25 protein-coding genes are annotated in these 25,409 nt (G+C 68.3%); 8 read left to right on the forward strand and 17 right to left on the reverse strand.

Translation table 11 applies throughout. The features are described 5' to 3' along the window. Window positions 1–142: 142 nt before the first annotated feature. The 3 genes from G531_RS0100810 to G531_RS0100820 are packed head-to-tail and all read right to left on the reverse strand — an operon-like array spanning window position 143 to window position 3,665. Window positions 143–1,492 carry a glycosyltransferase family protein gene (locus tag G531_RS0100810; protein ID WP_026925799.1) on the reverse strand — a complete coding sequence of 450 codons (1,350 nt, stop codon included), beginning with the start codon at window positions 1,490–1,492 and terminating at the stop codon, window positions 143–145. Then, entirely contained in the window at window positions 1,489–3,159 is a 1,671-nt protein-coding gene (locus G531_RS0100815; RefSeq protein WP_051214844.1) for an NAD(P)/FAD-dependent oxidoreductase, read from the reverse strand. The genes G531_RS0100810 and G531_RS0100815 overlap by 4 nt, the downstream gene beginning before the upstream one ends. Next, window positions 3,156–3,665 (reverse strand): GtrA family protein, encoded by a 510-nt coding sequence (locus G531_RS0100820; RefSeq protein ID WP_081683706.1) that lies wholly within the window; start codon window positions 3,663–3,665, stop codon window positions 3,156–3,158. The genes G531_RS0100815 and G531_RS0100820 overlap by 4 nt, the downstream gene beginning before the upstream one ends. A gap of 179 nt (window positions 3,666–3,844) precedes the next feature. On the opposite strand from G531_RS0100820, the gene G531_RS0100825 reads away from it, so the two are divergent. After that, complete coding sequence (locus G531_RS0100825; RefSeq protein WP_026925802.1) at window positions 3,845–5,287, forward strand: glycine hydroxymethyltransferase; 1,443 nt, start codon at window positions 3,845–3,847, stop codon at window positions 5,285–5,287. A gap of 60 nt (window positions 5,288–5,347) precedes the next feature. Here the strand turns inward: G531_RS0100825 and G531_RS25550 are convergent, their stop codons facing one another. Further along, a complete protein-coding gene (locus G531_RS25550) occupies window positions 5,348–6,001 on the reverse strand; it encodes a hypothetical protein (protein ID WP_145978705.1) in 654 nt (217 codons plus the stop codon). Between the two features lie 22 nt (window positions 6,002–6,023). After that, window positions 6,024–7,694: a DUF2207 domain-containing protein gene (locus tag G531_RS0100835; RefSeq protein WP_026925804.1), complete on the reverse strand. Its 1,671-nt coding sequence runs from the start codon at window positions 7,692–7,694 to the stop codon at window positions 6,024–6,026. A gap of 229 nt (window positions 7,695–7,923) precedes the next feature. Between G531_RS0100835 and G531_RS0100840 the strand changes: the two genes are divergently transcribed. The 4 genes from G531_RS0100840 to G531_RS24180 all read left to right on the forward strand — a co-directional run bounded on the left by G531_RS0100840 (window position 7,924) and on the right by G531_RS24180 (window position 11,905). After that, the gene (locus G531_RS0100840; RefSeq protein WP_162143129.1) at window positions 7,924–8,949 is read left to right on the forward strand and encodes a neutral zinc metallopeptidase; all 1,026 of its coding nucleotides are present in this window, start codon (window positions 7,924–7,926) and stop codon (window positions 8,947–8,949) included. A gap of 82 nt (window positions 8,950–9,031) precedes the next feature. Further along, window positions 9,032–10,123 carry a neutral zinc metallopeptidase gene (locus tag G531_RS0100845; RefSeq protein ID WP_162143130.1) on the forward strand — a complete coding sequence of 364 codons (1,092 nt, stop codon included), beginning with the start codon at window positions 9,032–9,034 and terminating at the stop codon, window positions 10,121–10,123. After that, window positions 10,084–10,599: a 2-C-methyl-D-erythritol 2,4-cyclodiphosphate synthase gene (gene ispF / locus G531_RS0100850; protein ID WP_051214846.1), complete on the forward strand. Its 516-nt coding sequence runs from the start codon at window positions 10,084–10,086 to the stop codon at window positions 10,597–10,599. Before G531_RS0100845 ends, ispF begins: the two co-directional genes overlap by 40 nt. Before the next feature lie 37 nt (window positions 10,600–10,636). Next, window positions 10,637–11,905, forward strand: coding sequence for a neutral zinc metallopeptidase (locus G531_RS24180; RefSeq protein ID WP_145978704.1), 1,269 nt, complete (start codon window positions 10,637–10,639; stop codon window positions 11,903–11,905). Here G531_RS24180 and ispD read toward each other — a convergent pair. Next, a complete protein-coding gene (gene ispD, locus G531_RS0100860) occupies window positions 11,898–12,611 on the reverse strand; it encodes a 2-C-methyl-D-erythritol 4-phosphate cytidylyltransferase (protein WP_051214847.1) in 714 nt (237 codons plus the stop codon). The genes G531_RS24180 and ispD overlap by 8 nt on opposite strands. 25 nt (window positions 12,612–12,636) lie before the next feature. Continuing rightward, on the reverse strand, window positions 12,637–13,122 hold the full coding sequence (locus G531_RS0100865; RefSeq protein WP_026925810.1) for a CarD family transcriptional regulator: 486 nt from the start codon (window positions 13,120–13,122) through the stop codon (window positions 12,637–12,639). Between the two features lie 276 nt (window positions 13,123–13,398). Here G531_RS0100865 and G531_RS0100870 point away from each other — a divergent pair, with 276 nt between their 5' ends. Further along, complete coding sequence (locus G531_RS0100870) at window positions 13,399–13,995, forward strand: hypothetical protein (protein ID WP_026925811.1); 597 nt, start codon at window positions 13,399–13,401, stop codon at window positions 13,993–13,995. Between the two features lie 337 nt (window positions 13,996–14,332). On the opposite strand, the gene G531_RS0100875 is transcribed toward G531_RS0100870, so the two are convergent. The 3 genes from G531_RS0100875 to G531_RS19480 are packed head-to-tail and all read right to left on the reverse strand — an operon-like array spanning window position 14,333 to window position 17,287. Beyond that, window positions 14,333–15,292: a ribose-phosphate diphosphokinase gene (locus G531_RS0100875; protein ID WP_026925812.1), complete on the reverse strand. Its 960-nt coding sequence runs from the start codon at window positions 15,290–15,292 to the stop codon at window positions 14,333–14,335. A 46-nt stretch (window positions 15,293–15,338) separates the two neighbouring features. Next, window positions 15,339–16,016, reverse strand: coding sequence for a response regulator transcription factor (locus G531_RS0100880; protein ID WP_026925813.1), 678 nt, complete (start codon window positions 16,014–16,016; stop codon window positions 15,339–15,341). Beyond that, window positions 16,013–17,287, reverse strand: a complete 1,275-nt coding sequence (locus G531_RS19480) for a sensor histidine kinase (protein WP_081683710.1) — start codon at window positions 17,285–17,287, stop codon at window positions 16,013–16,015. The genes G531_RS0100880 and G531_RS19480 overlap by 4 nt, the downstream gene beginning before the upstream one ends. 179 nt (window positions 17,288–17,466) lie before the next feature. Here G531_RS19480 and phoU point away from each other — a divergent pair, with 179 nt between their 5' ends. Together phoU and G531_RS0100895 are read left to right on the forward strand one after the other, a co-directional pair. Further along, window positions 17,467–18,141 carry a phosphate signaling complex protein PhoU gene (phoU, locus tag G531_RS0100890; RefSeq protein ID WP_026925814.1) on the forward strand — a complete coding sequence of 225 codons (675 nt, stop codon included), beginning with the start codon at window positions 17,467–17,469 and terminating at the stop codon, window positions 18,139–18,141. Next, window positions 18,138–19,535: an acyl-CoA synthetase gene (locus G531_RS0100895; RefSeq protein ID WP_026925815.1), complete on the forward strand. Its 1,398-nt coding sequence runs from the start codon at window positions 18,138–18,140 to the stop codon at window positions 19,533–19,535. Before phoU ends, G531_RS0100895 begins: the two co-directional genes overlap by 4 nt. 51 nt (window positions 19,536–19,586) lie before the next feature. On the opposite strand, the gene G531_RS0100900 is transcribed toward G531_RS0100895, so the two are convergent. From G531_RS0100900 to G531_RS0100930, 7 genes are read right to left on the reverse strand one after another with little or no spacing between them, the layout of a single operon-like run. Beyond that, window positions 19,587–20,336: a phosphoglyceromutase gene (locus G531_RS0100900; RefSeq protein ID WP_026925816.1), complete on the reverse strand. Its 750-nt coding sequence runs from the start codon at window positions 20,334–20,336 to the stop codon at window positions 19,587–19,589. Between the two features lie 49 nt (window positions 20,337–20,385). After that, window positions 20,386–20,955 carry a hypothetical protein gene (locus tag G531_RS0100905; protein WP_026925817.1) on the reverse strand — a complete coding sequence of 190 codons (570 nt, stop codon included), beginning with the start codon at window positions 20,953–20,955 and terminating at the stop codon, window positions 20,386–20,388. Beyond that, the gene (locus tag G531_RS19485) at window positions 20,955–21,524 is read right to left on the reverse strand and encodes a type III secretion system chaperone family protein (RefSeq protein WP_051214849.1); all 570 of its coding nucleotides are present in this window, start codon (window positions 21,522–21,524) and stop codon (window positions 20,955–20,957) included. The genes G531_RS0100905 and G531_RS19485 overlap by 1 nt, the downstream gene beginning before the upstream one ends. A gap of 41 nt (window positions 21,525–21,565) precedes the next feature. Then, complete coding sequence (locus tag G531_RS0100915; RefSeq protein WP_026925818.1) at window positions 21,566–21,943, reverse strand: biotin/lipoyl-containing protein; 378 nt, start codon at window positions 21,941–21,943, stop codon at window positions 21,566–21,568. Window positions 21,944–21,970: 27 nt separating this feature from the next. After that, window positions 21,971–22,252 carry a hypothetical protein gene (locus tag G531_RS0100920; RefSeq protein ID WP_026925819.1) on the reverse strand — a complete coding sequence of 94 codons (282 nt, stop codon included), beginning with the start codon at window positions 22,250–22,252 and terminating at the stop codon, window positions 21,971–21,973. Between the two features lie 13 nt (window positions 22,253–22,265). Continuing rightward, the gene (locus G531_RS0100925; RefSeq protein ID WP_026925820.1) at window positions 22,266–23,825 is read right to left on the reverse strand and encodes an acyl-CoA carboxylase subunit beta; all 1,560 of its coding nucleotides are present in this window, start codon (window positions 23,823–23,825) and stop codon (window positions 22,266–22,268) included. Window positions 23,826–23,853: 28 nt separating this feature from the next. Continuing rightward, window positions 23,854–25,353 carry a methylmalonyl-CoA carboxytransferase subunit 5S gene (locus G531_RS0100930; protein ID WP_026925821.1) on the reverse strand — a complete coding sequence of 500 codons (1,500 nt, stop codon included), beginning with the start codon at window positions 25,351–25,353 and terminating at the stop codon, window positions 23,854–23,856. Between the last annotated feature and the right edge of the window lie 56 nt (window positions 25,354–25,409).

A 25,409-nucleotide genomic window follows, 5' to 3' on the forward strand; every position in this document is an offset into this window, starting at 1 on the left:
CAGCGGAGTCCAGAGCCAAGGAGCATGATCGCAAGAATCCGGGTGCCACTCAACTTAGCGACCGGGACGCCGTCGGTGGGCTGCCACGCCCAAACAATGACCGGCTGCCCGATTCCGTTGGCTGATCCCCCGCGCGGCAGCGCTAAATGATCCACTGCACCCAGGCCACCGCCCAGGTGACGAACAACACGGTCTGGAACATCATCGCGAACGCCACGATGCCGCTCTCCAGCCAGGGTTTGCGCCGCAGCACCACCACCCCGAGCATCGCCGGGGCGAAGATGAAGGACAGGTAGCGCAGGATGCTGTCGGCCCAGGGTTCGCCGATCGACATCGACCCCATGATCAGGACCCCGCCGTAGACCACGTACGCCCAGGGCACCTTCGCGAACAGGCAGACCACCAGCACCGCCAGGGTGACCAGGACGATGATCAGCTTCACATCCCGCGGGGTGTAGACACCGTCGGCGATCTGCTGCCACATGGTGACCAGCGGGTTGGTCGGCACCACATCCCATTCGGCGTGCTGGACCTCGGCGTAGATCCCCCAGTCGCCCCGGGACATGTACCAGCAGTAGACGGTGAACATCGCGTACCCCAGCGGTGCGGCGAGGATCGCCGGGATCGCCTTGACCGCGTACGCCCAGGCCTGTTTGGTCCAGAACCGCCAGTGCTGGTTCTGCAGCAGCAGGAGCACGATCGCCAGCGCCATCACCGGCCCGGTGGTCCGGGTCAGCCCGACCAGTAGCGCGGCGACCGCGGCCTTGCCCCACTTCCCGGTCTGGATGTAGTAGAAGGTGGCCAGCGACAGGCACAGGAACAGGCCCTCGGTGGTGGCTGCCTGGAGCAGGAAGCTCGCCGGCAGCATCATCAGCAACCAGACCCCGCGGCGGGCCTCGAGTTTGGTGCCGAAGTGGTGCTCGAACAGCTTGTAGCCGTAGTAGATGCAGCCGAAGAAGGCCGCGTTCGCCACCAGGAACAGCCCCACCGAGGCACTGCCGACCAGATAGCCGACCACCTTGCCCAGCAGCGGGAACAGCGGCGCCCAGGCGAACCGCAGCACCAGCGGGGACAGCGGGAACCGGCCACCGCTGGCGATCCCGTCGTGCAGCACCCGCAGGTCCTCCGCGCTGAGCCGCTGGGTGTAGGAGGTCTCGGCCAGCACGACGTAGCGATGGGCGTCCCACTTGAACCACATCGTGTACGGGTTGTAGTTGGTGATGTGCTGGTTCAGCTCCATGATCACCTTCTGCACCGCCTGCGGGTCACTCACGATGACGTGGCGAATGAACTCGAAGGCGGGAATGGTCACCATCCCGGCGACGGCCCACAGTAGCTTGAAGGCCAGGAAGCACAACAGCAGGAACGGCCAGGTGCGTTGCCACCAGCGCAGCACCGTACCGTCGGTATCGGTCTCCGGGCCGGTGAACGCCCGCTTGATCGGACGCCAGATCCGCAGCGCGGGGTTCGCGCCGGTGGTCTGCTCACTCATTTGGACTCGTGGTAGTCCTGCTCGGCGTTGACCTCCCACACGTTCGACTTGTCCCGGCGCCCGGAGGCGATGTTGTCCACCGCTTCCATCGCGGTGAGCATCGAGTGGTCGGCGTTGTTGTAGTGGTGCTGGCCGTTGCGGCCCAGCAGCCACAGGTTCTCGAAGGAGTCGGTGAAGTCACGGACCCGGTCGAGTTGCTGGTAGGAGCCGAAGTAGGACGGGTAGGTCTTCTTCATGTGCAGCACCGTGGTGTCCAGCACGTCGGCGCGATCGATGATGTCCATCTGGACCAGTTCCTCGATCCCGAAGGCAGCCATCTCCTCCGGCGACCGGGACCACATCTCGTCGCCCTCGTCGCAGAAGTACTCCATGCCGATCCACACGTTGTGCTCATCGGCGACCATCCACGGGCTCCAGTTGTTGAAGATCTGCAGCCGGCCCACCTGTACGTCGGGTTCCTGCACGTAGATCCAGTTGTCCGGGACGATGTGGTACTTGGTCGGAATGTCGGTGTTGTTGCGGATCTTGAGCTGCTTCAGCAGGACGCCGACGGTCAGGAAGTCGCGGTACGGCAGCGAGGTCGCGATCTCGGTCACGTGCTCGGGAACCTCGACCCCGTCGAAGGCGGTGATCAGTTCACTGATCGGCATGGTGGAGAAGACGTGGTCGGCCGCGATCCGCTCGGTGTGCCCGGTCTCCCAGTCGGTCACCTCGACCCCGGTGATCCGCCCCGGTTGCCCGTCGGCCGGCGCCTCGGCGTACAACTCGGTGACCGCGCGGCGCAGGTGCACCTGGCCGCCGCGTTCAACCACCTTGCGGGCCACGGTCTCCCACATCTGGCCGGGGCCGTACTTCGGGTACAGGAAGAACTCGATCAGCGAGGTTTCGACATCCTTCTGGGCGAGGTCGGCCCGCTTGCGGGACAGGCCCAGCCGGGGCGCGATCTTCTCATCGATGATCTTCTTGCCGGCGTGCACCAGGGTGCCCATCACCGAGAGGCCCTTGACCCGCTGAGCACCCCAGTCGGGGGCGATCTCGTTGACCGGGACGCCCCAGACCTTCTCGGTGTAGGACTTGAAGAAGGTGTTGTACAGCTCCCGGCCGAACCGGTTGATGTAGAACTCCTCCAGCGACTTCTCCGGCAGCGGGCGCAGCCGGGCCTTCAGGTAGGAGAAACCGATCCGGGCCATCTTCGCCAGCCCGAGGTTCTTGATCGTGGTCGCGTCCAGGGTGATCGGGTAGTTGAAGAACTTGCGGTCGTAGTAGATCCGCGACAGGCGGCTGCGGACCAGCAGCACCTCGTCGGTGGTCTCCGGGTCGGCTCCGGCGCCGCCGGTCAGTTCGCGGGTGTTGCCGCGGTACTGCAGGGTGAACGACTCGCCCTCGGGGGTGTCCTGGATCGGCATGATCGAGGTCCACCAGTTCATCACCCGGTCGGACTTGGAGAAGAACCGGTGCCCGCCGATGTCGATCCGGTTGCCCTTGTAGTTCACCGTGCGGGAGATGCCGCCCACCATGTCGGAGGCCTCGAACACGATCGGGGTGATGCCGGGGACCCGTTCCTGGAGCTCGTACGCGGCGGTCAGCCCCGCCGGCCCCGCCCCGATGATGATCGCAGTGCCCGTGGACTTCGCCGGGTCGGCTGCTGGCTGAGCGGTATCGGTCATCGGCTCTCTTTCGGTTTCCCCGTATAGATCAGGAAGCGACGCGCTAGGAAGTTCCAGAAGAAGACGATACCCGTGGAGATCAGCTTGGACACCGCATAGTGCAGCCCGACGTGTTCGGTGAAGGTCCACATCAGCAGGTTGTTCAGCCCCAGACCGACCACCCCGATCAGCGCGAACATGGCCAGTTCGCGGCGCCGGCTGTGGCTGGTACCGCCGAAGACCCACAGGTGGCTGCAGATCCAGTTGGTCGCCAGCCCCAGGATGAACGAGATCGTGGCCGACCAGAGGTAATCCAAGTGCGCCAGCTCGGTCAGCCCGATCAGCACGCCGTAGTCGACGGCGAAGGCGAGCACCGAGACGAAGCCGTAGCGGATCATCTCGGTCAACAGATGCCGGTTGCTGCGCTTGAAGATGCCCAGGAAGCGCTGCCCGAACGTACGCGGCGGTCGCCCGGGCGGCGGTGGAGCGGAAGCGGCAGGATCCGGCTCACGCATGGCAGAACTCATGCCCCGCCTCCCCTCGACTGCGACCGCCCCGGTGGCAGGCCACCGTGCAATCTAGCTCGCCGCCGAAAGCGCACCAAACCCCCACGCCGCGGTGGTGACCACCAGAGGTACGCCGCCCCGGGGTCGGCGGCGCGCTGGACTAGAGTGCAGGGTGCACCATCGAGAGCAGGGAGTGAGTCGTGTCCGAGACCAATCAGGCGGCCGCAGAAGCGTACCGCAGCGCATTGGCCATCATCGAGGGCGTCGAGCCGCGGATCGCCGGCGCCATCACCGCCGAGTTGCACGACCAGCGCGAGTCGCTGAAGCTGATCGCCTCGGAGAACTACGCCTCGCTGCCGGTGCTGCTGACCATGGGCAACTGGCTGTCCGACAAGTACGCCGAGGGAGTGGTCGGACGTCGCTTCTACGCCGGTTGCCAGAACGTGGACACCGTCGAGTCGGTCGCCGCCGAGCACGCGCGGGCACTGTTCGGGGCCGAGCACGCGTACGTGCAGCCGCACTCGGGCATCGATGCGAACCTGGTCGCCTACTGGGCGATCCTGTCCGAGCTGATCGAAACCCCCGGGGTGGCCGAGGCGGGCGTCAAGACGGTCAACGACCTGACCGAGGAGCAGTGGGAGACGCTGCGGGCCAAGATGGGCAACCAGCGCCTGCTCGGGATGAGCCTGGATGCCGGCGGTCACCTGACCCACGGCTTCCGGCCGAACATCTCCGGCAAGATGTTCCACCAGCGGGCGTACGGCACCGACCCGGAGACCGGGTTGCTCGACTACGCCGCCCTGCAGGCCCAGGCCCAGGAGTTCAAGCCGCTGATCATCGTGGCCGGCTACTCGGCGTACCCGCGGCGGGTCAACTTCGCCAAGATGCGCGAGATCGCCGATTCGGTCGGCGCCGTGCTGATGGTCGACATGGCCCACTTCGCCGGCCTGGTGGCCGGCAAGGTGTTCACCGGCGAGGAGGACCCGATCCCCTACGCCGACATCGTCACCACCACCACGCACAAGTCGCTGCGCGGCCCGCGCGGCGGCATGGTGCTGTCGACCAAGAAGTACGCCGACGCCGTGGACCGTGGCTGCCCGATGGTGCTCGGCGGCCCGCTGTCGCACATGATGGCCGCCAAGGCCGTGGCGCTGGCCGAGGCGCGGCAGGATTCCTTCCGGACCTACGCCCAGAACATCGCCGACAACGCGCAGGCGCTGGCCGAGGGCTTCCTCAAGCGCGGTGCGACCCTGGTCACCGGCGGCACCGACAACCACCTGGTGCTGCTGGATGTGAGCTCCTTCGGGCTGACCGGCCGGCAGGCCGAGTCGGCGCTGCTGGACTCCGGTGTGGTGACCAACCGGAACTCGATCCCGCGCGACCCGAACGGCGCCTGGTACACCTCCGGCATCCGGCTGGGCACCCCGGCGCTGACCTCGCGCGGGTTCGGTGCCGACGAGTTCGACAAGGTGGCCGAGCTGATGTGCGACGTGCTGGCGAACACCACCCCGGAGATCGCCTCGACCGGCAAGCCGGGCAAGGCCAAGTACAAGCTGGCCGACGGGGTCGCCGAGCGTACCAAGGCTGCCGCCGCCGAGCTGCTGACCGCGCACCCGCTGTACCCGGGGCTGGAACTGGCCTGAGGCCGGCCCCGGCCCGACACACCGTGGGGACGATCCGAACGGATCGTCCCCACGGGTGGTTCAGCGCAGAATCCAGGTGATCTTGTCGCCGAAGTCCCGGGGCTCGTAGTGGATCCGTTCGAAGACCGGGTGCCCCTGCGGCCCGAAGCCGACCCAACCGCGCTGACACTGCCCCACCCGCAGCAGGGTCTCGGTGTACGCCGGGGTGCGCGGCCCCTCGTTGGGCGGGGTGTCGACGAAATCGGCGAGCGGGACGCGGACCGGTGGGCCGCCCTCCTCGGGGAGGCTGACGGTGACGTGCCAGGGATTGAGGCTGACCCGGGTGGTGCCATCGGAGTTCGCCCCGGGGTGGGCCTGGGTGTAACAGACCTGCAACTCGACGTAGGTGTCCAGTTGGTCGGTGGGTTCGAGGTGCAGCACCGTCACGTCGAAGTGGCGCAGCTGGGCGGTCTGGCCCACCCGGAGCGTCCGGGTCTGCGGACCGGGCGGTGGTGCGCTCGAGGGTTCGGGTTCGGGGGTCGGCGTACTCGTCGGAACCGATGGGCTCGCGGTCGCCGACTCCACCGGCAGCCGGGTCGGGCTCGGGGTCGTTGCCGATGCTACGGGTGGGGCGGTGGTGGCGGGCCCAGTGGGCTGCCCCGCGCAGCCACTGAGGATCAGCCCGGTCACCAGTACGACGATCGATCCGCCGGCCCCGCGCGCTCCCCCGAACATCGCGGCTCCCCCTTGCGGTGAATCAGCGCCGGAACAGCACACCGGACAGTGTGGTCCGGAAGTTTTCCAGGGACGTTGGGAGGTCCTGGAGATGCCAGTCCGCGGGGCCGTGGTACCAGTCGAGGTCCTCCGGGTCGGCCACCCCCGGATCGTCGTCGGCAGCCACGAGGGCGGTCAGCCAGCGGTCCGCGCCGCCGAGGACGACCGCGTACGGCAGGACTTCGGACAGCTCCCGGTACTCCAGGCCTTTCGGCATCTTGTCGGTGGGCCGGGTGAGCAGGTCCTGCTGCAGCGCCATCAGGCCGGCCAGCAGCCGGGTGCCCGCCGGCGTACGCTTCGGCATCGACGTGGCGACGAAGGCCAGGAAGAGTGCGACGGCGATCAGCGCCAACCCGGTGAGGCCGAAGGTGGTGAAAGCCATCAGGATGCCGGTGATCACGATGGCCACGATCAGGGTGACCCAGGCGCCGGTGGCCCACGCATTGCGGGTGCTGTCGGGACGGCGTTCATACCAGCCGTTCTCGACGATCTGGTCATAGAGGTCGTCCTGCACCTTCGGCACCGCCTCGGCGACCCGGCCACCGATCTCGGAGACCCGGGTCGGTTCCCCGGCGGGTGCGATCGCATTCAGCAGGTCGCGCTCGAAGGCGTACAGGTCGGCGTCGTCCTTGTCCAGCCGGACGAACTCCCAGTCGGTCGGAGCGAACCGATCGGCCCGGGGCAGCTCCACGATGCGCAGGTACCCGCGTACGGCCAGATCCAGGATGGTGCCGGTGACATCGACCGGGTCGACTCGCTCATCGAAGACGGTCCCGACCTGGCCGGGGACGACGTTGCCCAGGGCGTGGAACTCGATCGTGCCGTCGGAGTTCTCGCGGAACTCGGCCACTGGGGTCGGATCCCCGCTGAGGGCGGCGTCCCGGCCGTTGCGCCGGTGCAGCAGGTAGACCGCCAGCAGGCCCAGCAGCAGCACCGCGCCGGCGACGGCGAGCTCGACCCCGCTGGCCTTGAGGGCACGCTGCAACGTCCACTGGTCCTTGGTGTCGGCGTTGACCGCCACCACGGTGGGCGGGAAGGTCAGCCGGAAACCGACGATCTCGCCGGCGCCCCGGGGTCCGTCCTCGAAGGTCGGCCGCGGACCGTCGTGCGGGGCACCGGTGGCGGCGGTGCAGGAGGTGGTCGAACCGGGCGGGCCGGCGACACACGCGAGGTTGCTGAACTGACCGGGAATGCTGATTTCACCGGTGAACGTGTTGACCGGGGCGTCCAGTCCCTGCAGCACATTCCAGGCCACCAGCGTCTGCCGGTCCTCCGGGCGGGCCTGCTCGTTGTCGACCACCGCGGCGCCGTGGACGGTGTAGTTCAGGGTGATCTCACCGGCCCCGTTCGGGGTCATCGTCACCACGGTTTCGTTGTTCCGGGTGTCCACCTGCGCGATGTTCTGTCCGTTGGCGGTGGCGCGGACATCCTCCAGGCGGTAGACCCGCTCGCGGGATCCGACGATCTGTTCGCGCAGTTGGAATCGCTGGACCAGGGTGCCGGGCGGGGTTCCGTCGAAGGTGATCTTCGCCTCGACGTTGACCGACCCGTCGGCATTGATGCGGATATCGGCGGAGTAGTCGGCGACCGTTCCCTCGGCCCGGGCCGGTGCCGCGGTGGCCGCGAGGATGGCCAGTGCCGCGAACAGCGCCATCAGCAGGCTCCGCAGCGTCCGCGCGGAGCCGGCTCGGCCGGTCGTACCAGAGGCTGTCTGCCGAAACACGATTCCCCCATCGTCTGCTGGGTGCGAACGCGCCCGGCGTCACTATTGCACACCGGGTGTCGCCACATCCTCCCCCCGGCAGATCTCTGCTCCCGATTCTGGGCGAACCTTCAGCGCCCTGTAACCTCTGGGTTACCGAGCTTTCTCTAGGGTAAGCCGTGTGAGCCAACCATGGGGGGACCGGGGCGGACAGCCCTGGGGCGATCAGGGACGGCCGCAGTTCGGGGGGCCGGGTCAGCAACAGTGGGGCAGTCATCTCGGCGCGCCACCACCGGGACCGGCGAAGCGGCCCGGCCGGCTGCGAATCATTGCGTTCATCGCCGGCGGGCTGGTGTTCGTCGCGGTGGTCGGCCTGGTCGTCTGGAAGCTGAGCCAACCGCAGTACAAGAACGACGACTACGGCATTCCACAGCCGACCGCCCACGCTCCCCAACCACCGGAGGTGAAAGATCCGGCCGAATGGGATGCCATTGTGCGCCAGAACGTTCTCTACCAGCAGACGCTCGACACCCCCGTCCGCTGCGAGCTCCCGGACCGACTCGATCCCACCTGGGCCCGGGAACAGGTACAGGAATTTCTGCAGCAGCAGGTGAACTGCCTGCACCGGGTCTGGGGGCCTGTCCTGGACCGTACCGGCAAGTACACCACGCACGTGCCCACGGTGACCGTCTATGACGACGACATCACCACCGCGTGCGGCAAGCAACCCAAGGGCCCGAACAACTTCTACTGCCGGGCCGATCAGCAACTCTATTTCTCGATGGACCTGCTCACCGATCCGGAGGCGCGCACCACCCAGGTCCATCCGGCAGCCGAACAGATGTTGGCCAACTCGTACGCCCACCTGCTCCAGGGCCGAGCCCAGATCAACGACGCTGTCCGGACGCAGGGGCAGCGCCAGAAAGCAGCGGAAGCTCTCGAGGCCAACCGACGAAAGACACTGCAGGCGGACTGCTACGCCGGCATGTACCTGGCAGCAGTGGCGCAGTCCCGGGGCTACGGAGAAGCCGAAGTTGCCGCGATCCTGGCGCATGCCCGCGCGATAGGTGACGACAACCTCCCCGGCGAAAGAGCGCGCACCCATGGCACCGGCGACAGCCGCGCGTACTGGACCCAACTGGGCATGTCGACCACCGAGGTGGGCAAGTGCAACACCTTCGTCGCCCCACCCGACCTCGTCCGGTAAGTGCGCAGCCACGCCGCATTCTTGGTGAATGCTCAGCGCCCTGCCATCGCCGTCGCCCCGCAGAGTCTCTATTGTGGGCCCGGTGAGTCAGCAATGGGGGGGCCAGGGCGGACAGCCCTGGGGGCAGCAGGGTCAGCAACCCTGGGGGCAGCAGTGGAGCCGGCCCGGCGCGGCGGGCAACCCCTGGGGCGGCGGTACTCAACCCGGGCCACCGCAATGGGGCGCCCAGCAGAGCCCGCAGCAGTGGGGTGGCCAGCCGGGGCAATCGAAGAAGTCCGGCGGTCTGGGCAAGGTGCTGTTGATTGCCGGCGGCCTGGTCGTGGCCGCTGTGCTCGGCCTGGTTATCTGGAATCTGACCCAGCCGCAGTACAAGAACGACAACTACCAGATCCCGCCCGCCACGGCGAACGCACCCGAACTGCCGATCAATGAGAACCCGGCCGAATGGGACGCGGTGCTGACCCGCAACGCCCTCTACCAGCAGACCGTGGACAGCCCGGTCCGCTGTCAGATGAACCCCGAGCGCCTCGATCCGGACGGGACGCCCGAGCAGGTGCAGGCGTACCTGCAGCAGGAGATGAACTGCCTCTACCGAGTCTGGGGGCCCACCCTGGACCGGACCGGCAAATATCACACGTTTGTCCCGACCGTGACGGTCTACACCGACAGCATCACCACCGCGTGCGGCACCAAGCCGAAGGAGCCCAACGCGTTCTACTGCGGCGCCGACCAGCAGCTGTACTTCTCCATGGACATGTTCCGGCACCCGGCCACCGACACGGCCCGAGTACATCCGGTGGCCGACTTCATCATGGCCCACGAGTACGCCCACCTGCTCCAGGGCCGCGTCGAGATCGCGGGGGTCAGGTACCAGTCGGCAGACCAACTCACCAAGTCCGAGTGGTTGACCCTCGGTCGCCGCAATGAGCTCCAGGCCGACTGCCTGGCCGGGATGTACACCGCCGCGGTTGCCCAATCGCGCGGCTACGGGCAGACCGAGGTCGCCGCGATCACCGCGCTCACCCAGCAGATCGGCGACGATTCGGGGGGCAGAACCGCGCCGGGCGACCACGGCACGATGGCCAGCCGGGAGTACTGGAGCCAGCTGGGCATGTCCACCACCGAGGTGGCCAAATGCAACACGTACGCCGCCTCGCCGGATCTGGTCCGGTGATGCGGGTCGGGATCGGGGTCGACGTCCATGCCCTGGCCGACGGGCAACCCATGATCATCGGTGGCGTCCACTTTCCCGAGGAGCCGCGGGGACCGGTCGGGCATTCCGACGGCGATGTGGCCGCCCACGCCGCCTGCGACGCGCTGCTCTCGGCGGCCGGGCTGGGCGACCTGGGCAGCAACTTCGGCACCAGCGATCCCGCCTGGGCCGGTGCCCCCGGGGTCGCGTTCCTGACCGAGACCGCCCGCCGGGTCCGGGCCGCCGGCTTCGAGATCGGCAACGTGGCGGTCCAGGTGATCGGGAATCGCCCCCGCATCGGCCCGGTCCGCGCCCGGTGCGAACAGACCATGGCCGAGGCGTTGGGGGCACCGGTGAGTGTCTCGGCAACCACCACCGATGGACTGGGCCTGACCGGTCGCGGGGAGGGCATCGCCGCGATGGCGACCGCCCTGCTCACCGAGGCGGCCGAGCACTGACCGGTCCCTCGACCCCGAACGCGCCTAGAATCGACGGGTGAGCGACCGACCTTTTTCCTGGGACGACCCCTTCGGGCCACCGGCTCCTGCTCCGCCGCCAGGGTCCCCCCAACAGGGTTGGCCGAACCATCCGCCGGCACCGAACCCTCCGCCGGCACCGAGCTGGGGCGCCGCCCCCACCCAGCCGATCCCGACACAGCCGGGCTGGGCCCAGCAGCCGCCCCCCGCGCAGCAGACCTGGGGTGCCCCGCCCCCGCAGCCCCAGTCGGGCTGGACGGCTCCCCCGCAGCCCCAGCGCGCCGCGCAGCCCCACTATGCCGCGCAGCAACACCCGGCCCCGCAGTGGGGCCAGCCCGCCCAGCCGATGCAGCCGTGGGGGGCGTACGCCCAACCCGCCCCGCCCTGGGGACCGCCGGCGGCACCGAAGAAGAGCCACCGACGCCTGCTCACCACCGTGCTCGTCGCGGTGCTGGTGATCGGTCTCGGGGTCGGCGGCGTGGTCGGCTACAACGCCCTGTACGGGTATCAGAACGACTCCTATGCGGTCCCGGCGGTGGACCCGGATCCGCAACCGGTTCCCGAGCCGAGCCGGCCTCAGGTGGAGGAATGGCGCACTGCCCATGCGCTGTACAGCGAGCGGGTGCCGAATCCGGTGCGGTGTGACCGCCTCCCCAGCGTCGACGCCAGGACCTCCTCCGCGCGCGAACTCGAGGGCTACTACAACGAACTGATGGGTTGCGAAATGCGGGTGTGGGACAAGGTCCTGCAGGGCTCCGGCGATTTCCATGCCGTACGCCCGAGCGTGACCGTCTACTCCGACCAGGTGACCACCCCGTGCGGGACCCGCAACGGCGGCAACGCGTTCTACTGCATGCGGGACCAGCAGATCTACATCGCGCTCGACTTCATCCGCGACTTCGGGGACATCCGGGCCAGCAATGTGGTGATCGCCCACGAGTTCGGGCATGCGGTGCAGGGCCGGGCCGGAATCCTCTCCGCGTCGAACCGAGTGCTGGAGAACACGGCCCAGAACGATCCGGCCGGCTACGTGGAATACCGACGCCGGGAGTTGCAGGCGGACTGCTTCGCCGGTCTGTTCCTGAATGCCACGGCCAAGTCGATGAAGCTGGAGGAGGCCGACCTGGCGGTCTACTACGAAACCTGGCGCAGCGGCGGCTCCACCCGCGAGGACAAGAACACCCACGGGACGCCGGAATCGCGGCACTACTGGGGTCAGTTGGGCCTGTCCACCGATGAAATCGGCAAGTGCAACACCTGGGCGGCGGGCGAGGAGCAGCTCAAGTAGCCCGCAGCAGGGCCTCGGCCAGGATCAGGTCGATCGGCTCGGTGATCTTCATCGCCTCCCGGGCCCCGGGCACCAGGTGCACCGAGCGTCCCATCGCCTCACAGCAGGCCGCATCATCGGTCACCACCAGCCCCCGGGCCAGCACATGCTCGTGGGCGGCGCGCAGCGTACTCGGATCGAAGCCCTGCGGGGTCTGGACAGCTCGCAACCGGCTGCGATCGACCACCTCGGAGGATTCGTCGGGCAGCACCCGGCGGATCGAGTCGATCACCGGCAGGGCCGGGACCACCGCGGGATGACCGGCGCGGACGGCCGCGATCACGGCCGCGACGACGGCGGCCGGAACCAGCGGACGCGCCGCATCGTGTACCAGCAGTACGCCGCACTCCCCCGCCGCGGCCAGGCCCAGGCGTACCGAATCCTGTCGCTCCGCGCCGCCGGCCACCACCTGGCAGGGCACGGGCGCATTCTCGAGGACCTGCTGGAAGGTCGCCACCAGCGGCGGCGCGGCGGTCACCACGACCCGGTCCACGCCGCCGGCGGCCAGTTGCCGGACCGAGCGCAGCACCAGTGGCTCGCCGGCCAGGGGGACGAGCGCCTTCGGCAGGGCAGCACCCAGCCGAGTGCCGGAACCGGCCGCCGCCACAATGGCGACGACCGGTTCCGGTTGCTGCTTTCCGGGTTTGGTCCGACCGGAAACAGTCATGTTCAGTTGCGTGGCTCGATGCTGATCAGGACGCGAGGACTTCCTCGAGCATGACCTCGGCGCGATCCTCGTCGACCTTCTCGGCCAGGGCCAGTTCGCTGACCAGGATCTGGCGGGCCTTGGCCAGCATCCGCTTCTCGCCGGCGCTCAGGCCACGGTCCTTCTCGCGGCGCCACAGGTCACGCACGACCTCGGCCACCTTGAGCACGTTGCCCGAGTGCAGCTTCTCGACGTTGGCCTTGTACCGACGCGACCAGTTGGTCGGCTCCTCGGTGTGCGCCGCACGCAGCACGTTGAAGACCTTTTCCAGACCCTCGGAGTCCACCACGTCCCGGACGCCGACCAGATCCACGTTACAGGCCGGAACCTGAACGACCAGGTCGTTCTGACCGACGATCCTCAGAACCAGGTAAAGAGTGTCTTCCCCCTTGATCTTCCTGTTAGTGATGTCCTCGATGACAGCTGCCCCGTGAGTCGGGTAAACCACCGTTTCGCCGATCGTAAAGGTCATATCGTGTGAACCCCTTTCCCGCAGACCAGTTTAGCATGCGGTCAGGCCCGCCTTAGCGGCGTTTGGGCCAGCCAGCGCGGAATCGACCGCCGGCGGCGCCCTTGACAATCGGTCCGCAGCGTGCCTGCGGGATGGCCGACCGGCAACTTTCTGTCCCCGATCCGAGGACCGAGCGGCACATCCGTCAGTTTATCGCTAGGCTGACTTTCGTATCGGCGGTACTCCGCCGTCAGTTCGAACCCTCCCCTCCCGGGGATGTCGCGAGGAGCCTGCACAGTGACCCAGCACAAGTCGTTTCGCGTGATCGCCGCCGTCGCTGCGAGCGGTTTGGTCCTCGGCCTGGGTGCCTGTGCGCGGCCGCAGACGCTGCAGCCCTACACCCCGGCGGAGGGCACCAACGCCGACGCGCGAGCGATCAAGGTGCAACCCACCGCGCAGCCGGCGAACTACAGCACCGGTGAGGTCAGCGTGGTGCCGCTGAAGGCACGCAACATGATGGTCGTGGCGACCGGGGAGAACACCGGGTTCATCGCCGGGTCGCTGGTGAACGAGGTGGCTCCGCAGGATCGGCTGATCCGGGTCGAGATCACCACCCAGGCCTTCCAGGAGCATGTCGGCGGCCAGCAGCGCGAAGTGCCGTCGGAGCAGCTTCCGCCGGTGCAGGCCAACGTCACCCTGCCCACCGGTGAGTTGGTGAACCTCTACCACGTTGCGCCGCTGACGGTGAACGGCAAGCTCAACCCGGGCCACACGGTCACGATGAAGCTCACCTTTGCCAACAACCAGTTGGAGGCCTTCCAGGCCCCGATCGTGGACTCGACCAAGGCCTATTACCAGGGCCGGACGCCGTCGGCCACGCCCGCCGCCTCCTGAGGGCCGGGACGCAGCACCGAAACCTGTCGCAGTCGGGCCGGGCGGATCTCCGCCCGGCCCGATCTGTTTTGGCGTACCACCCGACTCGGCGCTCAGGTTCTCAGCCGGGCCTCAGTCCTGAGCGGGTGCGGAGCGTCCGAAGATGAACCAAGGGCCTCGCAATCCTGCGAGGCCCTTGGAAAATGATCATTCCGGGGGAAGAACGATCAGGCACCTGGGGGCGCATCCTCGGGGGGAGGGATGTATCGCCGGTCCCAGTTGACGTATCTGAGCATATTCTCACCAACCACCCGACACAAGTCCCGCGCCGGGGAACATTCCAAAAACTGAAGAGTTTTCAGCCGATGGTGACTTCGTCGGAGAACAGCGTGCTGATCGACTCACCGGTGTTGTGTCGGCGTACCGCCTCGGCGAACAGCGGCGCGACCGAGCGTACGGCCAGCTTGTCGGGGGTGCAGTCGGGCCGCAGCGGGACGGTGTTGGTGGTGAGGATCTCGCGGATGTCGGACTGGGCGTTGAGCCGTTCGACCGCTTTGCCGACGAACAGGCCGTGGGTGGTGGCCACCGAGATCTCCTCCACGTCGTACTCGCGCAGCCGATCCATCAACTCGATCATCGAACCGGCGGTGGCCACCTCGTCGTCGAGGATGATCACCTTCTTGCCCTCCACGTCACCGACGATCCGGTCGATCACGACCTTGTCATCGGCCAGGCGCCGCTTCGAGCCGGCTGCCACCGGTACGTCGAGCAGCCGGGCGAGTTTGGAGGCGACCTTGGCGTAGCCGAAGTCCGGGGAGACCACTACGGTGTTCGACAGGTCGGTGCCCTGGAAGTGGCTGGCCAGTTCGTGGGTGGCGCTGAGGTGGTCCACCGGGACGCCGAAGAAGCCGTGGACCTGCTCCGAGTGCAGCGTCATGGTGATCACGCGGGTGGCCCCGGCGGTCTCCAGCAGGTCGGCGACCAGCTTCCCGCCGATCGAGATCCGCGGGGCGTCCTTCTTGTCCGAGCGGGCGTACGCGAAGTGCGGGATGACGGCGGTGATGTGACTGGCCGAGGCACCCCGGGCGGCGTCCAGCATCAGCAGCAGCTCGACCAGGTTCTCCTGGACCGGCGGCACGAGGGGCTGCACGATGTACACGTCGCGGCGCCGGCAGTTGGCCCGCAACTGCACCTGGAGGCAGTCATTGGAAAAGCGCGTGATGTTCGTCGGGGAGAGTTCCACCCCGAGGATGTCGCACATTTCCTGAGCGAACTCGGGGTGCGCCGAACCGGTGAATACTGTGATGTCTTCCGCCACGGGGACACCATAGTGCGGGCGACCGGACGGTTCCGGCCGTTCTCACTCAGCTTTCGAACTTGTAGCCCAGGCCGCGGACGGTGACCAGGTAGCGCGGGCTGGACGGTTCGGGTTCGATCTTGGAGCGCAGCCGCTTGATGTGCACGTCGAGGGTCTTGGTGTCGCCGACGTAGTCCGCGCCCCAGATCCGGTCGATCAGTTGGTCGCGAGTCATCACTCGCCCGGCGTTGCGCAGCAGCATCTCGAGCAGCTCGAACTCCTTGAGCGCCAGCTTCACCCGCTCCCCGTTGACCGAGACGGTGTGCCGCTCGACGTCCATCCGGACCCCGGCCGATTCGATCACGTCGGGGAGCAGTTCCACGTCCTGGCCGCGGCGCAGCACCGCCCGGATCCGGGCCACCAGTTCGCGATGGGAGAACGGCTTGGTGACGTAGTCGTCGGCGCCGATCTCCAGCCCGACCACCTTGTCCACCTCGGAATCGCGCGCGGTCACCATGATCACCGGGACGGTCCCGCGCAGCCGCAGCTGGCGACAGACCTCGGTACCGGGCAGCCCGGGCATCATCAGGTCGAGCAGGACGATGTCGGCGCCGTTGCGGTCGAACTTGGCCAGGCCCTCGGTGCCGTCGATGGCCTCGATGACCTCGAAGCCCTCCTTGCGCAGCATGTAGGCCAACGCCTCGCGATAGGACTCCTCGTCCTCGACGACCAGCACACGTGTCATGGATGAACCTTCCCGAGGGCCACTTGCTGGGCACCAGCTTGCTGGTTTTTCGGCACCGCTGCCAATCGGCTTGCATCGTGGTCAGCGCTGGCCCCGTTGTCGGCGGCGGCCCCGTCGTCGCCAGCTTCCTCGTGGTCGGCGACGGGCTCGCCGCTGTTGTACGGCAACTGGATGGTGAAGGTCGAGCCCTGTCCCACCTTGGACCAGACGTTCACCTGTCCCCCGTGCGCGGCAACGATGTGCTTGACGATGGCCAGACCGAGCCCGGTGCCGCCGTTGGCGCGGCTGCGGGCATAGTCGACCCGGTAGAAGCGTTCGAAGATCCGTTGCAGGTCCTGGGCGGGGATGCCGATCCCGTTGTCGGAGACGCTGATCTCGACCAGCGGATCCACCCCGTCGCTGGTACGCCGCGTGGCGACGGTCACCCGGGTGTTCGGCTCGGAGTAGATCACCGCGTTCTCCACCAGGTTCTGCACCGCGACACCGAGTTGCTGGGCATCACCCAACACGGTCGTGCCGCGCTCCCCGGCCAGAACCAGGGTGATGCCGCGCCGATCGGCCTTGACCCGGCTGCCGTCCACCGCGCGGGCCAGCACCCGGTCGATATCGACGGGTTCGGCGCGCAGCAACGGGTTGTCCGACTGCAGCCGGGACAGGTCGATGATCTGGCCGACCAGCTCGCCCAGCCGGTGCGACTCCCGCTGCATCCGGGAGGCGAAGCGCAGCACCGCCTCGGGGTCGTCGGCGGCGTCCTCGACCGCCTCGGACAACAGTTGGATCGCCCCGATCGGCGTCTTGAGCTCATGGGAGACATTGGCCACGAAGTCCCGCCGGGTCTCCTCGACCCGGCGCGCGGTGGTCCGGTCCTCGGCCAGCACCACGATCAGCTCCCCCAGCGGCGCGACCCGGGCAGTGAGATAGATCGCCGGGGAACTGCCCCGCCGCATCTCCAGGTCGGCGACCCGGATCCGGCCGTCGGCGCGCACCTGGTAGATCAGTTCCTGGATCTGCGGGACGATCACCCGGGTCCCCCGGACCATGCCGAAGGTGCGTGCCGGGGAGGAGGACTGGATCACTTCGCCGTCGGGTCCGACCACGATCGCGGTGGTCCGCAGGATCTGGATCATCTCCGAGACGCCCGCGGGGATCTCCCGGGGATTCGGAGTGGTCGGCACCTCCGGTCGGTGTCGGTAGCGCAGCACGACCCAGGCGATGATGGCGCCGACGGCGCCACCGAGCACCAGCGCCAGCAACACCCAGACCCATCCCACCCCATTGTTTTTACCCCAGTCACCCCGGAACTCCCCAACCGCGAACAGAAGATCATCAACTGTTCAGACTGCGTTCACCCCTGACTGAAGGATTCGGCCCCGTTGCGCCTAAGGTGGGTCGCCTATCAAGGTATCGCCGTCCGATCGGACACGCGGGACCGGTCCGAGGAGGGAGGGCGATGCGGGAGAGCTATCGCAGCCAGTTGCGGCGCGTGGTCACCGAACTGGTCCACACCTCCGAGTTGGGTGGCACTGCCGTCCGCAACGCGACCCGCGCCCTGCTCGAGGCAGATCTGCACATCGCCGAGCAGGTGATCTCCGAGGACGCCCGGATCGATGACCGGGTCGCCGAGATCGAGGATCGCTGCTATCACCTGCTGGTCCAGTTCTCACCGATGGGCGCCGACCTGCGCACGATCGTCACCGCGCTGAAGATGTGCGCGGAGCTGTCCCGAATGGGCGACCTGGCCGCCCACGTCGCCAAGATCGCCCGGATGCGCTATCCCGAGCACGCCGTCCCCGATCAGCTGCGCGACAACTTCGCCCGAATGGCCGAGATCGCCGAGGAGATGGTGGCCGACGCCGGCGCGGCGCTGAACAACCAGAACCTGACCCTGGCCCGGGATCTGGCCGCCACCGACCAGGAGATGGATGACCTGCGCCGGGCCCAGTTCCAGGTGCTGCTGGATGAGACCTGGTCCCACGGCGTGGAGGCGGCGGTCGATGTCGCGCTGCTGGGCCGCTACTACGAACGGATCGCCGACCATGCGGTGTCGATGGGGCACCGGGTGATCTATGCCGCAACCGGGGAACGCCCCGACGACCCGACCTGGACGGTGGCCGATTCCCAATGAGTGACCTGCTGACCGGCCTGAGCGATCCGGCCTGTGCCGAGCATGTGCTGCGCTTCCCCGACGGGGCGCTCACCTTCGCCGAGTTCGCCGGGGCGGCGGCCGCGGTCGCTGGGACGCTGGCCGGGCGGCAGCGCGTGGCGGTGTTCGCCGAGCCGACCCTGATCACGGCCCTGGCGGTCAGCGGTGCGCTGCTGGCCGGGGTGAGCGTGGTCCCGGTGCCGACCGATTCGGGACCGCGGGAGTTGGCGTACCTGCGCGCGGATTCGGCGGCCGAGGCCTGGCTGGGGTGCGCCGGCGACGACGTCCTGCCGTTGCTCGCGGTCGATCCGGCCGCCCGTGCCGACCTGCCGGCCGGCGAGCCGGATCCGGCCGCGATCGCGTTCATCCTCTACACCTCGGGCACCACCGGTTCCCCCAAGGGCGTACTGCTGCCCCGCTCGGCGATCGCGGCCTGCCTGGACGGCCTGATCGAGGCCTGGCAGTGGACCGCGGCCGACACCCTGGCGCACGGTCTGCCGCTGTTCCACGTGCACGGGCTGGTGCTCGGGGTTCTCGGCCCGTTGCGGGTGGGCTCCGGGCTGGTGCACACCGGCCGCCCGACCCCGCAGGCGTACGCCGAGGCCGCGGCGACGATGTACTTCGGCGTACCGACGGTCTGGAGCCGAATCGCGGCCGACCCGGACGCGGCGCGCGCGCTGCGCGATGCCCGCCTGCTCATCTCCGGATCCGCCGCGCTGCCCACCCCGGTGTTCCACGCCCTGGCCGACCTGACCGGCCGGGAACCGATCGAGCGCTACGGGATGAGCGAAACCCTGATCACCATCAGCGCCCGGGCCGACGGACCGCGCCGCCCGGGTCATGTCGGGTTCCCGATCAGCGGCGTACGCACCCGGCTGCGCGACGACTCCGGCGCCGCGGTGCCGGCCGACGGCGAGACCATCGGCAATCTCGAGGTCACCGGAGCGACCCTGCTGACCGGCTATCTGAACAAGCCCGAGGCGACCGCCGAGGCCTTCACCGCCGACGGCTGGTTCCGCACCGGGGATCTGGCCACCATCGACGCGACCGGGAACCACCGGATCGTCGGCCGCGCCTCGGTGGACCTGATCAAGTCCGGTGGCTTCCGGATCGGTGCCGGCGAGATCGAGTCGGTGCTGCTGGCCCACCCCGGGGTCCTCGAATGTGCCGTGGTCGGCGCTCCCGACCCCGATCTGGGTCAGCGGGTGGTGGCCTTCGTCATCGCCGGCGACCAGGCCCCCGCGGCGGCGGAACTGATCGAGCTGGTGGCCACCGAGTTGAACAATCACAAGCGCCCGCGGGAGATCCGCTTCGTGGATCGGCTCCCCCGCAACGCGATGGGCAAGGTGCAGAAGAAGCGGCTGCTGGAGCCGTGACGGCACCGGCCCGGCCCCCACGCGGGAGCCGGGCCGCAGGGCGTACCGGGATTACTTCTTGCCCTGGTTCTTGACCGCTTCGATCGAGGCCGCGGCGGCCTCCGGGTCGAGGTAGCGCCCGCCCGGGTTGACCGGCCGCATGTTCTCGTCCAGCTCGTAGTACAGCGGGATGCCGGTGGGAATGTTCAGCCCCGAGATGGCGTCGTCGGAGATCTGGTCCAGGTGCTTGACCAGCGCCCGCAGCGAGTTGCCGTGCGCGGCCACCAGCACGACCTTGCCGGCCTGCAGATCCGGCACGATCTCGGCCTCCCAGTACGGCAGCATCCGCGCCACGACGTCCTTGAGGCACTCGGTCACCGGACGCTCGGCCTCGGGGATGTCGGCGTAGCGCACGTCGTCCCACTGGGAGAACTCGTTGTCCTTGTCCAGCGCGGGCGGCGGGGTGTCGTAGGAACGCCGCCACTGCATGAACTGATCCTCGCCGAACTGTTCGCGGATCTCCGCCTTGTTCAGGCCCTGCAACTTGCCGTAGTGCCGCTCGTTGAGCCGCCAGGACCGGCGGACCGGGATCCAGTGCCGATCGCAGCCGTCGAGGGCGACCTGAGCGGTGTGGATCGCGCGACGCAGCAGCGAGGTGTGCAGCACCTCGGGCAGCAGATTTTCCGACTTCAGCAGTTCGGCGGCCTTCTCCGCCTCGCGGAGTCCCTTCTCATTGATGTCGACGTCGACCCAGCCGGTGAACAGGTTCTTGGCGTTCCATTCGCTTTCGCCATGGCGAAGCAGGATCAGTTGTGCGCTCATGCCCCGAGCCTAATGTGTCGCGAACCCCGCGCGGGCGCGGGCTGCGGGATCAGCGCCCGAGTTCCTTGGGCCGGGGGCGCGGGGGTGGCTGCTCCGCCCGCTCGGCCTGCTCCCGGGCGTGTTTGCGCCGGCCGCGGTCGGCGATCAGCCCCATCCCCGGGAAGCCGTGCGCGGCGTTGGCGAGCTGGGTGACCGCGTCCAGGATCCGGCCCACGTTCGGCGCGATGGTTTCGATCTGGTCGGCCACCGAGGGCAGCCGATCGATCATCTCGACCATCGCCTCGATCTCGTCGTCCTCGATGCTGTGCACCAGCCGGTTGGCGATCGGCACGGCCTTGTCGGCCAGCGGGCCGATCGGCTCGATCAGTTCCTCGCTGCGGGCCACCAGGTTCTCGGTCCGGGTGACGACCTGGCGGACGCCGGCGACGGTGTCGTCCACGTCGTCGACCATCCCCTCGACCCGATCGATCAGCACCTCGACCCGGTCGACCAGGGCGATCAGCCGCGGGACCAGGTCCATCAGTTCGCGGACCCCTTCCACCCCGTCGACCATGTTGTCGCGGGCCCGGTCGGCGGCGGCGACCAGTTCGCGCGGACCGGGGATCAGCCGGCGCGCCATCAGGCCCCGCCCCCGGCTGGGCGTTCCTGGCCGGCACGTTCTTGGGCGGCGGCCAGGTCGGCCGGATCGGCCAGGTGCCGGAAGGCGTCCAGGTTCCGGGTGGATTCCCCGCGGTCCAGACGCCACTTCCATTCCCGCCGGATGGCGGTGGCGAAGCCCAGCTCGAGGATCGGGTTGAACGACTCGTCGGCGGTCTGGGCGACCGCACCGAGCAGCCGGTCGATCTCGGCCTCGGTGACCACCTCCAGCGCGATCCGGCCGGTCAGGTAGATGTCGCCGAGCCGATCGACGCTGAAGCTGATCCCGTACAGCTTGAGATTCTGCTGCAGCAGCCAGCGGTAGACCGCGGCATGGTTCTCATCGGGATTGCGGGCCACGAAGGCCCGGACCTCGAGGATCCGGTTGCCGACCACCAGGGCGCAGTCGGTCTTCTGCTTGTTCGTACCGGGCAGCTCGATGTTGAACCGGCCCGGTTCGGACTCGGTGTACGCCAACTCCAGCCAGGTCACCGCGGACCGGATCAGCGCGGGCACATCGGTGGGCTCGGGCGGCTCGGACTGCTCGGTCATGGCCTCAGCGTACGCGGCGCCGAGCCGGCCCGGGGACCGGCTCAGTCGGTCAGCTCCAGCAGGGACTGCCCACCCTGGACGGCATCACCGGCGGCGACATGGATCACGCTGACGGTTCCGGCGCGCGGCGCGGTGATCTCGGTCTCCATCTTCATCGCCTCCAGCACCACCAGCACCTGCCCGTCGCTGATGGCGTCCCCCTCGGCGACCAGCACCTTGGCGACCGACCCCGCGAGCGGGGCCACCACCGCGTTCGCGGTCACCGCCTGCACCGAGGCCGAGGTCGGGGCCGCCGGGGTGTTGGCGTTCCCGGCGCCGTACGCCAGCACCCCGAGCGAGCCCAGGCCCGGCCGGGCCTCTTCCTGGACCTCGACATCCACCTCGTAGGGAGTGCCGTTGACAGTCACGGTCAGTTTCACTGTGTGCTCCTCAACCTGTCGGCCCGCTCAGGAGCGGGCAATCTCGTGACTCTGGACCCGTTGGCGACCCTGTGCCGCCCAGGTGCTGCTGTCGCGCTGGAACCGGACCGCCTTCACCCGCGCCCGGTTGCCCAGGTACGCCGAGACGGCGGCGCTGATCGCGATGATGACGTCCTCGGGGATTTCCTGGTTTCCGCGCAGGGCGGCGATCTGGGTCTCCAGGGCCTCGACCCGGGCGGTCAGGGCCGCGACCGCGCGGGCGAGGTCCGCCGGATCGGTGGATCCGGCCGGGGGTGTCTGCTCTGCCATGATTCCTCCTGACTCAGGTCGGGCCGAGGCCGTGCTTCTTGGCGGGCCGGATCTCCCGCTTGGAGGACAGGATCTCCAACGCCATCGCGACCTCGCGCCGGGTGGTGGCCGGGTCGATGATGTCGTCGACCAGGCCCCGGGAGGCAGCCATGAACGGCGTGGAGAACGTTTCGCGGTACTCGGTGACCAGTTCGGCCCGCCGCGCCTCCTGATCCTCGGCCGCAGCGATCTCGCGGCGGAAGACCACATTCGCCGCGCCCTCGGCACCCATCACCGCGATCTCGGCGGTCGGCCAGGCGAAGACCCGGTCCGCGCCGAGGTCCTTGGAGCACATCGCCAGATAGGCACCGCCGAAGGCCTTGCGCAGCACGACGGTGATCTTCGGGACGGTGGCCGCGGAGTAGGCGTACAGCATCTTGGCGCCGTGCCGGATGATGCCGCCGTGCTCCTGGGCGACCCCGGGCATGAAGCCGGGCACATCGACCAGGGTCAGCAGCGGGATGTTGAACGCGTTGCAGAATCGGACGAAGCTCGAGCCCTTGTCGGAGGAGTTGATGTCGAGCACCCCGGACATGTGCTGCGGCTGGTTCGCCACCACCCCGACCGTACGCCCGGTGATCCGGGCGAACCCGACGACCAGGTTCTGGGCGTACCCGGCCTGGACCTCGAGGAAGTCGCCGTTGTCGACCAGCAGGCCGATCACCTCGCGGACGTCGTAGCCCTTCTTCCCGTCGACCGGGACGATGTCGCGCAGGGCCGGGTTCGGCTCCACCACCTCATCGGGCTCGACGATCGGCGGATCCTCGGAGTTGTTCTGCGGCAGGAAGCTGAGCAGCTTCTTCGCGATCAGGATCGCCTGCTCGTCGTCATCGGCCACGAAGTGCGTCACCCCGGACAGCGCCATGTGGGCGTCGGCGCCGCCCAGGGCGTCCTGGGTCACCTCCTCGCCGGTGACCTGCTTGATCACTCCGGGCCCGGTGATGAACATGTGGGCCTGCCGGGTCTGGATGATGAAGTCGGTCAACGCCGGGGAGTACGCCGCACCCCCGGCGCACGGGCCGGCGATGATCGACACCTGCGGCACCACCCCGGACAGCAACACGTTGTTGTAGAAGACCCGACCGTAGCCCGACAGCGAATCGATACCCTCCTGGACCCGGGCGCCGCCGGAGTCGTTGATGAAGATGAACGGCGTACCGGTCACCTGGGCCTTGTGCATCATCGCCACGACCTTGTCCGACTGCATCTCCCCGGCCGACCCACCCATCACGGTGAAGTCCTGCGAGGCGATGTGCACCGGACGCCCGAGGACCGCCCCGGAGCCGGTCACCACCCCGTCGGCGGGCGCGTCGGCCTTGTCCATCCCGAAGAACGTGGTGCGGTGGGTGGCGAACATCCCGGTTTCCTGGAAGGTGCCCTCATCGAGGATCGCCGCCAGCCGCTCCCGCGCGGTCAGTTTGCCCTGACTGTGCTGTTTGTCCAGCCGGGCCTCGCCGCCGCCCAGGCGTACCTCGGCCTGCTTGTCGGCCAGCTGCGCCAGCCGCTGTTTCATCGACGGAAGTTCTTCTGCCATCTTCACTCCTTCAGCCATGCTGACTCCCTCAGGCCGGCTCGACCGACACGTTGTGGGCGTGGTCGCCGATGGTGACGGTGTACTTGATCGGCTCGCGTACGGCATTGGCCGCACCGGAGGCGATCGCGGCCTCCTTGGCCACCTGCTCGGCGGTCTTGCCGACATTCTTCGGTCCCTCGGCGCGGGTCTTGAAGAACCCCGGGGCCACCGACGGGAACATCGCGACGGTGAGCACGTCCTCATCGCTGCCGTCGAAGCCCTCCAGCCCCGCGGCCTCGGCCCTGAGGTGGTCCCATTCGGGGTCGAGCAGGTCGGCCGGACGGACCGTGATCGGCTCCTTCTTGGTCTGCTTCTTCGCCAGTTCGACGACCTCGGCGTTGCGTACGCCGGGGCACTCGCCGTAGTAGCCGAGCATCAGGTCGGCGAACTCGCCGGTGAGCACCTTGTAGCGGCCCATCAGCACGTTGAACACCGCCTGCGTCCCGACGATCTGGGAGGACGGGGTGACCAGCGGCGGGAATCCGGCGTCCTCGCGGACCCGCGGCACCTCCTCCATCACTTCCTCGATCCGGTCGCCGGCGCCCTGGTTCTTCAGCTGGGACTCCATGTTCGAGATCATCCCGCCGGGGATCTGGGACTTGAAGATGTTGGTGTCCACGGTGGTGATCTTGGACTCGAAAGCGGAGTACTTCGGGCGGACCTTGGCGAAGTGATCGCGCACCGGCAGCAGCGTGGCCAGGTCGACGCCGGTGGTGAAGCCGGTGCCCTCGAGCATCTCCACCAACGACTCGGTCGGGTTGTGGCCCGGGCCCAGCGACATCGAGGAGACCGCGGTGTCGACGACATCGGCGCCGGCCTCGATCGCCTTCATCAGCGAGACCAGGGTCACCCCGGTGGTGGCGTGGCAGTGCACGTTCACCTGGGTGTCGGCGCCGTAGGTGTCCTTGATGCCCTTGACGATGTCGTAGGCCGGCTGCGGCTTGAGCAGCGCGGCCATGTCCTTCAGCGCGATGGACTGCGCGCCCATGTCGAGCAGGCGGCCGGCGAGCTGCACGTAGCCCTCGGTGTTGTGCAGCGGGGACACCGTGTAGCAGATGGTGCCCTGGGCGTGCTTGCCCACCTTGGTCACCGCGTTCATCGCGTGCTCGAGGTTGCGCGGATCATTCAGGGCGTCGAAGACGCGGAAGACGTCCATCCCGTTCTCGGCGGCCTTGGCCACGAACCGCTCGACCACCTCGTCCTGGTAGTGCCGGTAGCCGAGCAGGTTCTGCCCGCGCAGCAGCATCTGCAGCCGCGAGTTCGGCATCAGTTTCCGGAACGTGCGCAGCCGCTCCCACGGGTCCTCGTTCAGGAAGCGGATACAGGTGTCGAAGGTGGCCCCGCCCCAGCACTCGACGCTCCAGAATCCGGCCCGGTCGATCTGCTCACAGACAGGGATCATGTCCTCGATCGCCATCCGCGTCGCCATCAGACTCTGGTGTGCGTCCCGCAGCGCCAGCTCGGTCACGCCAATTTCTCGTGGCATCATGTCTGCCATCCTGTCAGCCGATCCGGCCGTGGATGCGGCTGCCCCCATCGCTGAGG

Source organism: Granulicoccus phenolivorans DSM 17626 = NBRC 107789 = JCM 15570, from assembly GCF_000423085.1.
Taxonomy (GTDB): Bacteria; Actinomycetota; Actinomycetes; order Propionibacteriales; family Propionibacteriaceae; genus Granulicoccus; species Granulicoccus phenolivorans.

What these genes read in the sequence shown, in the direction of transcription:
- ispD (WP_051214847.1), bottom strand. Translation starts at nt 12,611, where the DNA reads ATGACTGTTTCCGGTCGGACCAAACCCGGAAAGCAGCAACCGGAACCG.
- G531_RS19485 (WP_051214849.1), bottom strand. Translation starts at nt 21,524, where the DNA reads ATGACCGAGCAGTCCGAGCCGCCCGAGCCCACCGATGTGCCCGCGCTG.
- G531_RS0100815 (WP_051214844.1), bottom strand. Translation starts at nt 3,159, where the DNA reads ATGACCGATACCGCTCAGCCAGCAGCCGACCCGGCGAAGTCCACGGGC.
- G531_RS0100920 (WP_026925819.1), bottom strand. Translation starts at nt 22,252, where the DNA reads ATGGCAGAGCAGACACCCCCGGCCGGATCCACCGATCCGGCGGACCTC.
- G531_RS0100930 (WP_026925821.1), bottom strand. Translation starts at nt 25,353, where the DNA reads ATGATGCCACGAGAAATTGGCGTGACCGAGCTGGCGCTGCGGGACGCA.
- G531_RS0100820 (WP_081683706.1), bottom strand. Translation starts at nt 3,665, where the DNA reads ATGAGTTCTGCCATGCGTGAGCCGGATCCTGCCGCTTCCGCTCCACCG.
- G531_RS0100835 (WP_026925804.1), bottom strand. Translation starts at nt 7,694, where the DNA reads ATGGCGCTGTTCGCGGCACTGGCCATCCTCGCGGCCACCGCGGCACCG.
- G531_RS0100905 (WP_026925817.1), bottom strand. Translation starts at nt 20,955, where the DNA reads ATGGCGCGCCGGCTGATCCCCGGTCCGCGCGAACTGGTCGCCGCCGCC.
- G531_RS0100865 (WP_026925810.1), bottom strand. Translation starts at nt 13,122, where the DNA reads ATGACCTTTACGATCGGCGAAACGGTGGTTTACCCGACTCACGGGGCA.
- G531_RS0100900 (WP_026925816.1), bottom strand. Translation starts at nt 20,336, where the DNA reads ATGAGCGCACAACTGATCCTGCTTCGCCATGGCGAAAGCGAATGGAAC.
- ispF (WP_051214846.1), top strand. Translation starts at nt 10,084, where the DNA reads ATGCAACACGTACGCCGCCTCGCCGGATCTGGTCCGGTGATGCGGGTC.
- G531_RS0100880 (WP_026925813.1), bottom strand. Translation starts at nt 16,016, where the DNA reads ATGACACGTGTGCTGGTCGTCGAGGACGAGGAGTCCTATCGCGAGGCG.
- G531_RS0100925 (WP_026925820.1), bottom strand. Translation starts at nt 23,825, where the DNA reads ATGGCAGAAGAACTTCCGTCGATGAAACAGCGGCTGGCGCAGCTGGCC.
- G531_RS0100810 (WP_026925799.1), bottom strand. Translation starts at nt 1,492, where the DNA reads ATGAGTGAGCAGACCACCGGCGCGAACCCCGCGCTGCGGATCTGGCGT.
- G531_RS0100895 (WP_026925815.1), top strand. Translation starts at nt 18,138, where the DNA reads ATGAGTGACCTGCTGACCGGCCTGAGCGATCCGGCCTGTGCCGAGCAT.
- G531_RS25550 (WP_145978705.1), bottom strand. Translation starts at nt 6,001, where the DNA reads ATGTTCGGGGGAGCGCGCGGGGCCGGCGGATCGATCGTCGTACTGGTG.
- phoU (WP_026925814.1), top strand. Translation starts at nt 17,467, where the DNA reads ATGCGGGAGAGCTATCGCAGCCAGTTGCGGCGCGTGGTCACCGAACTG.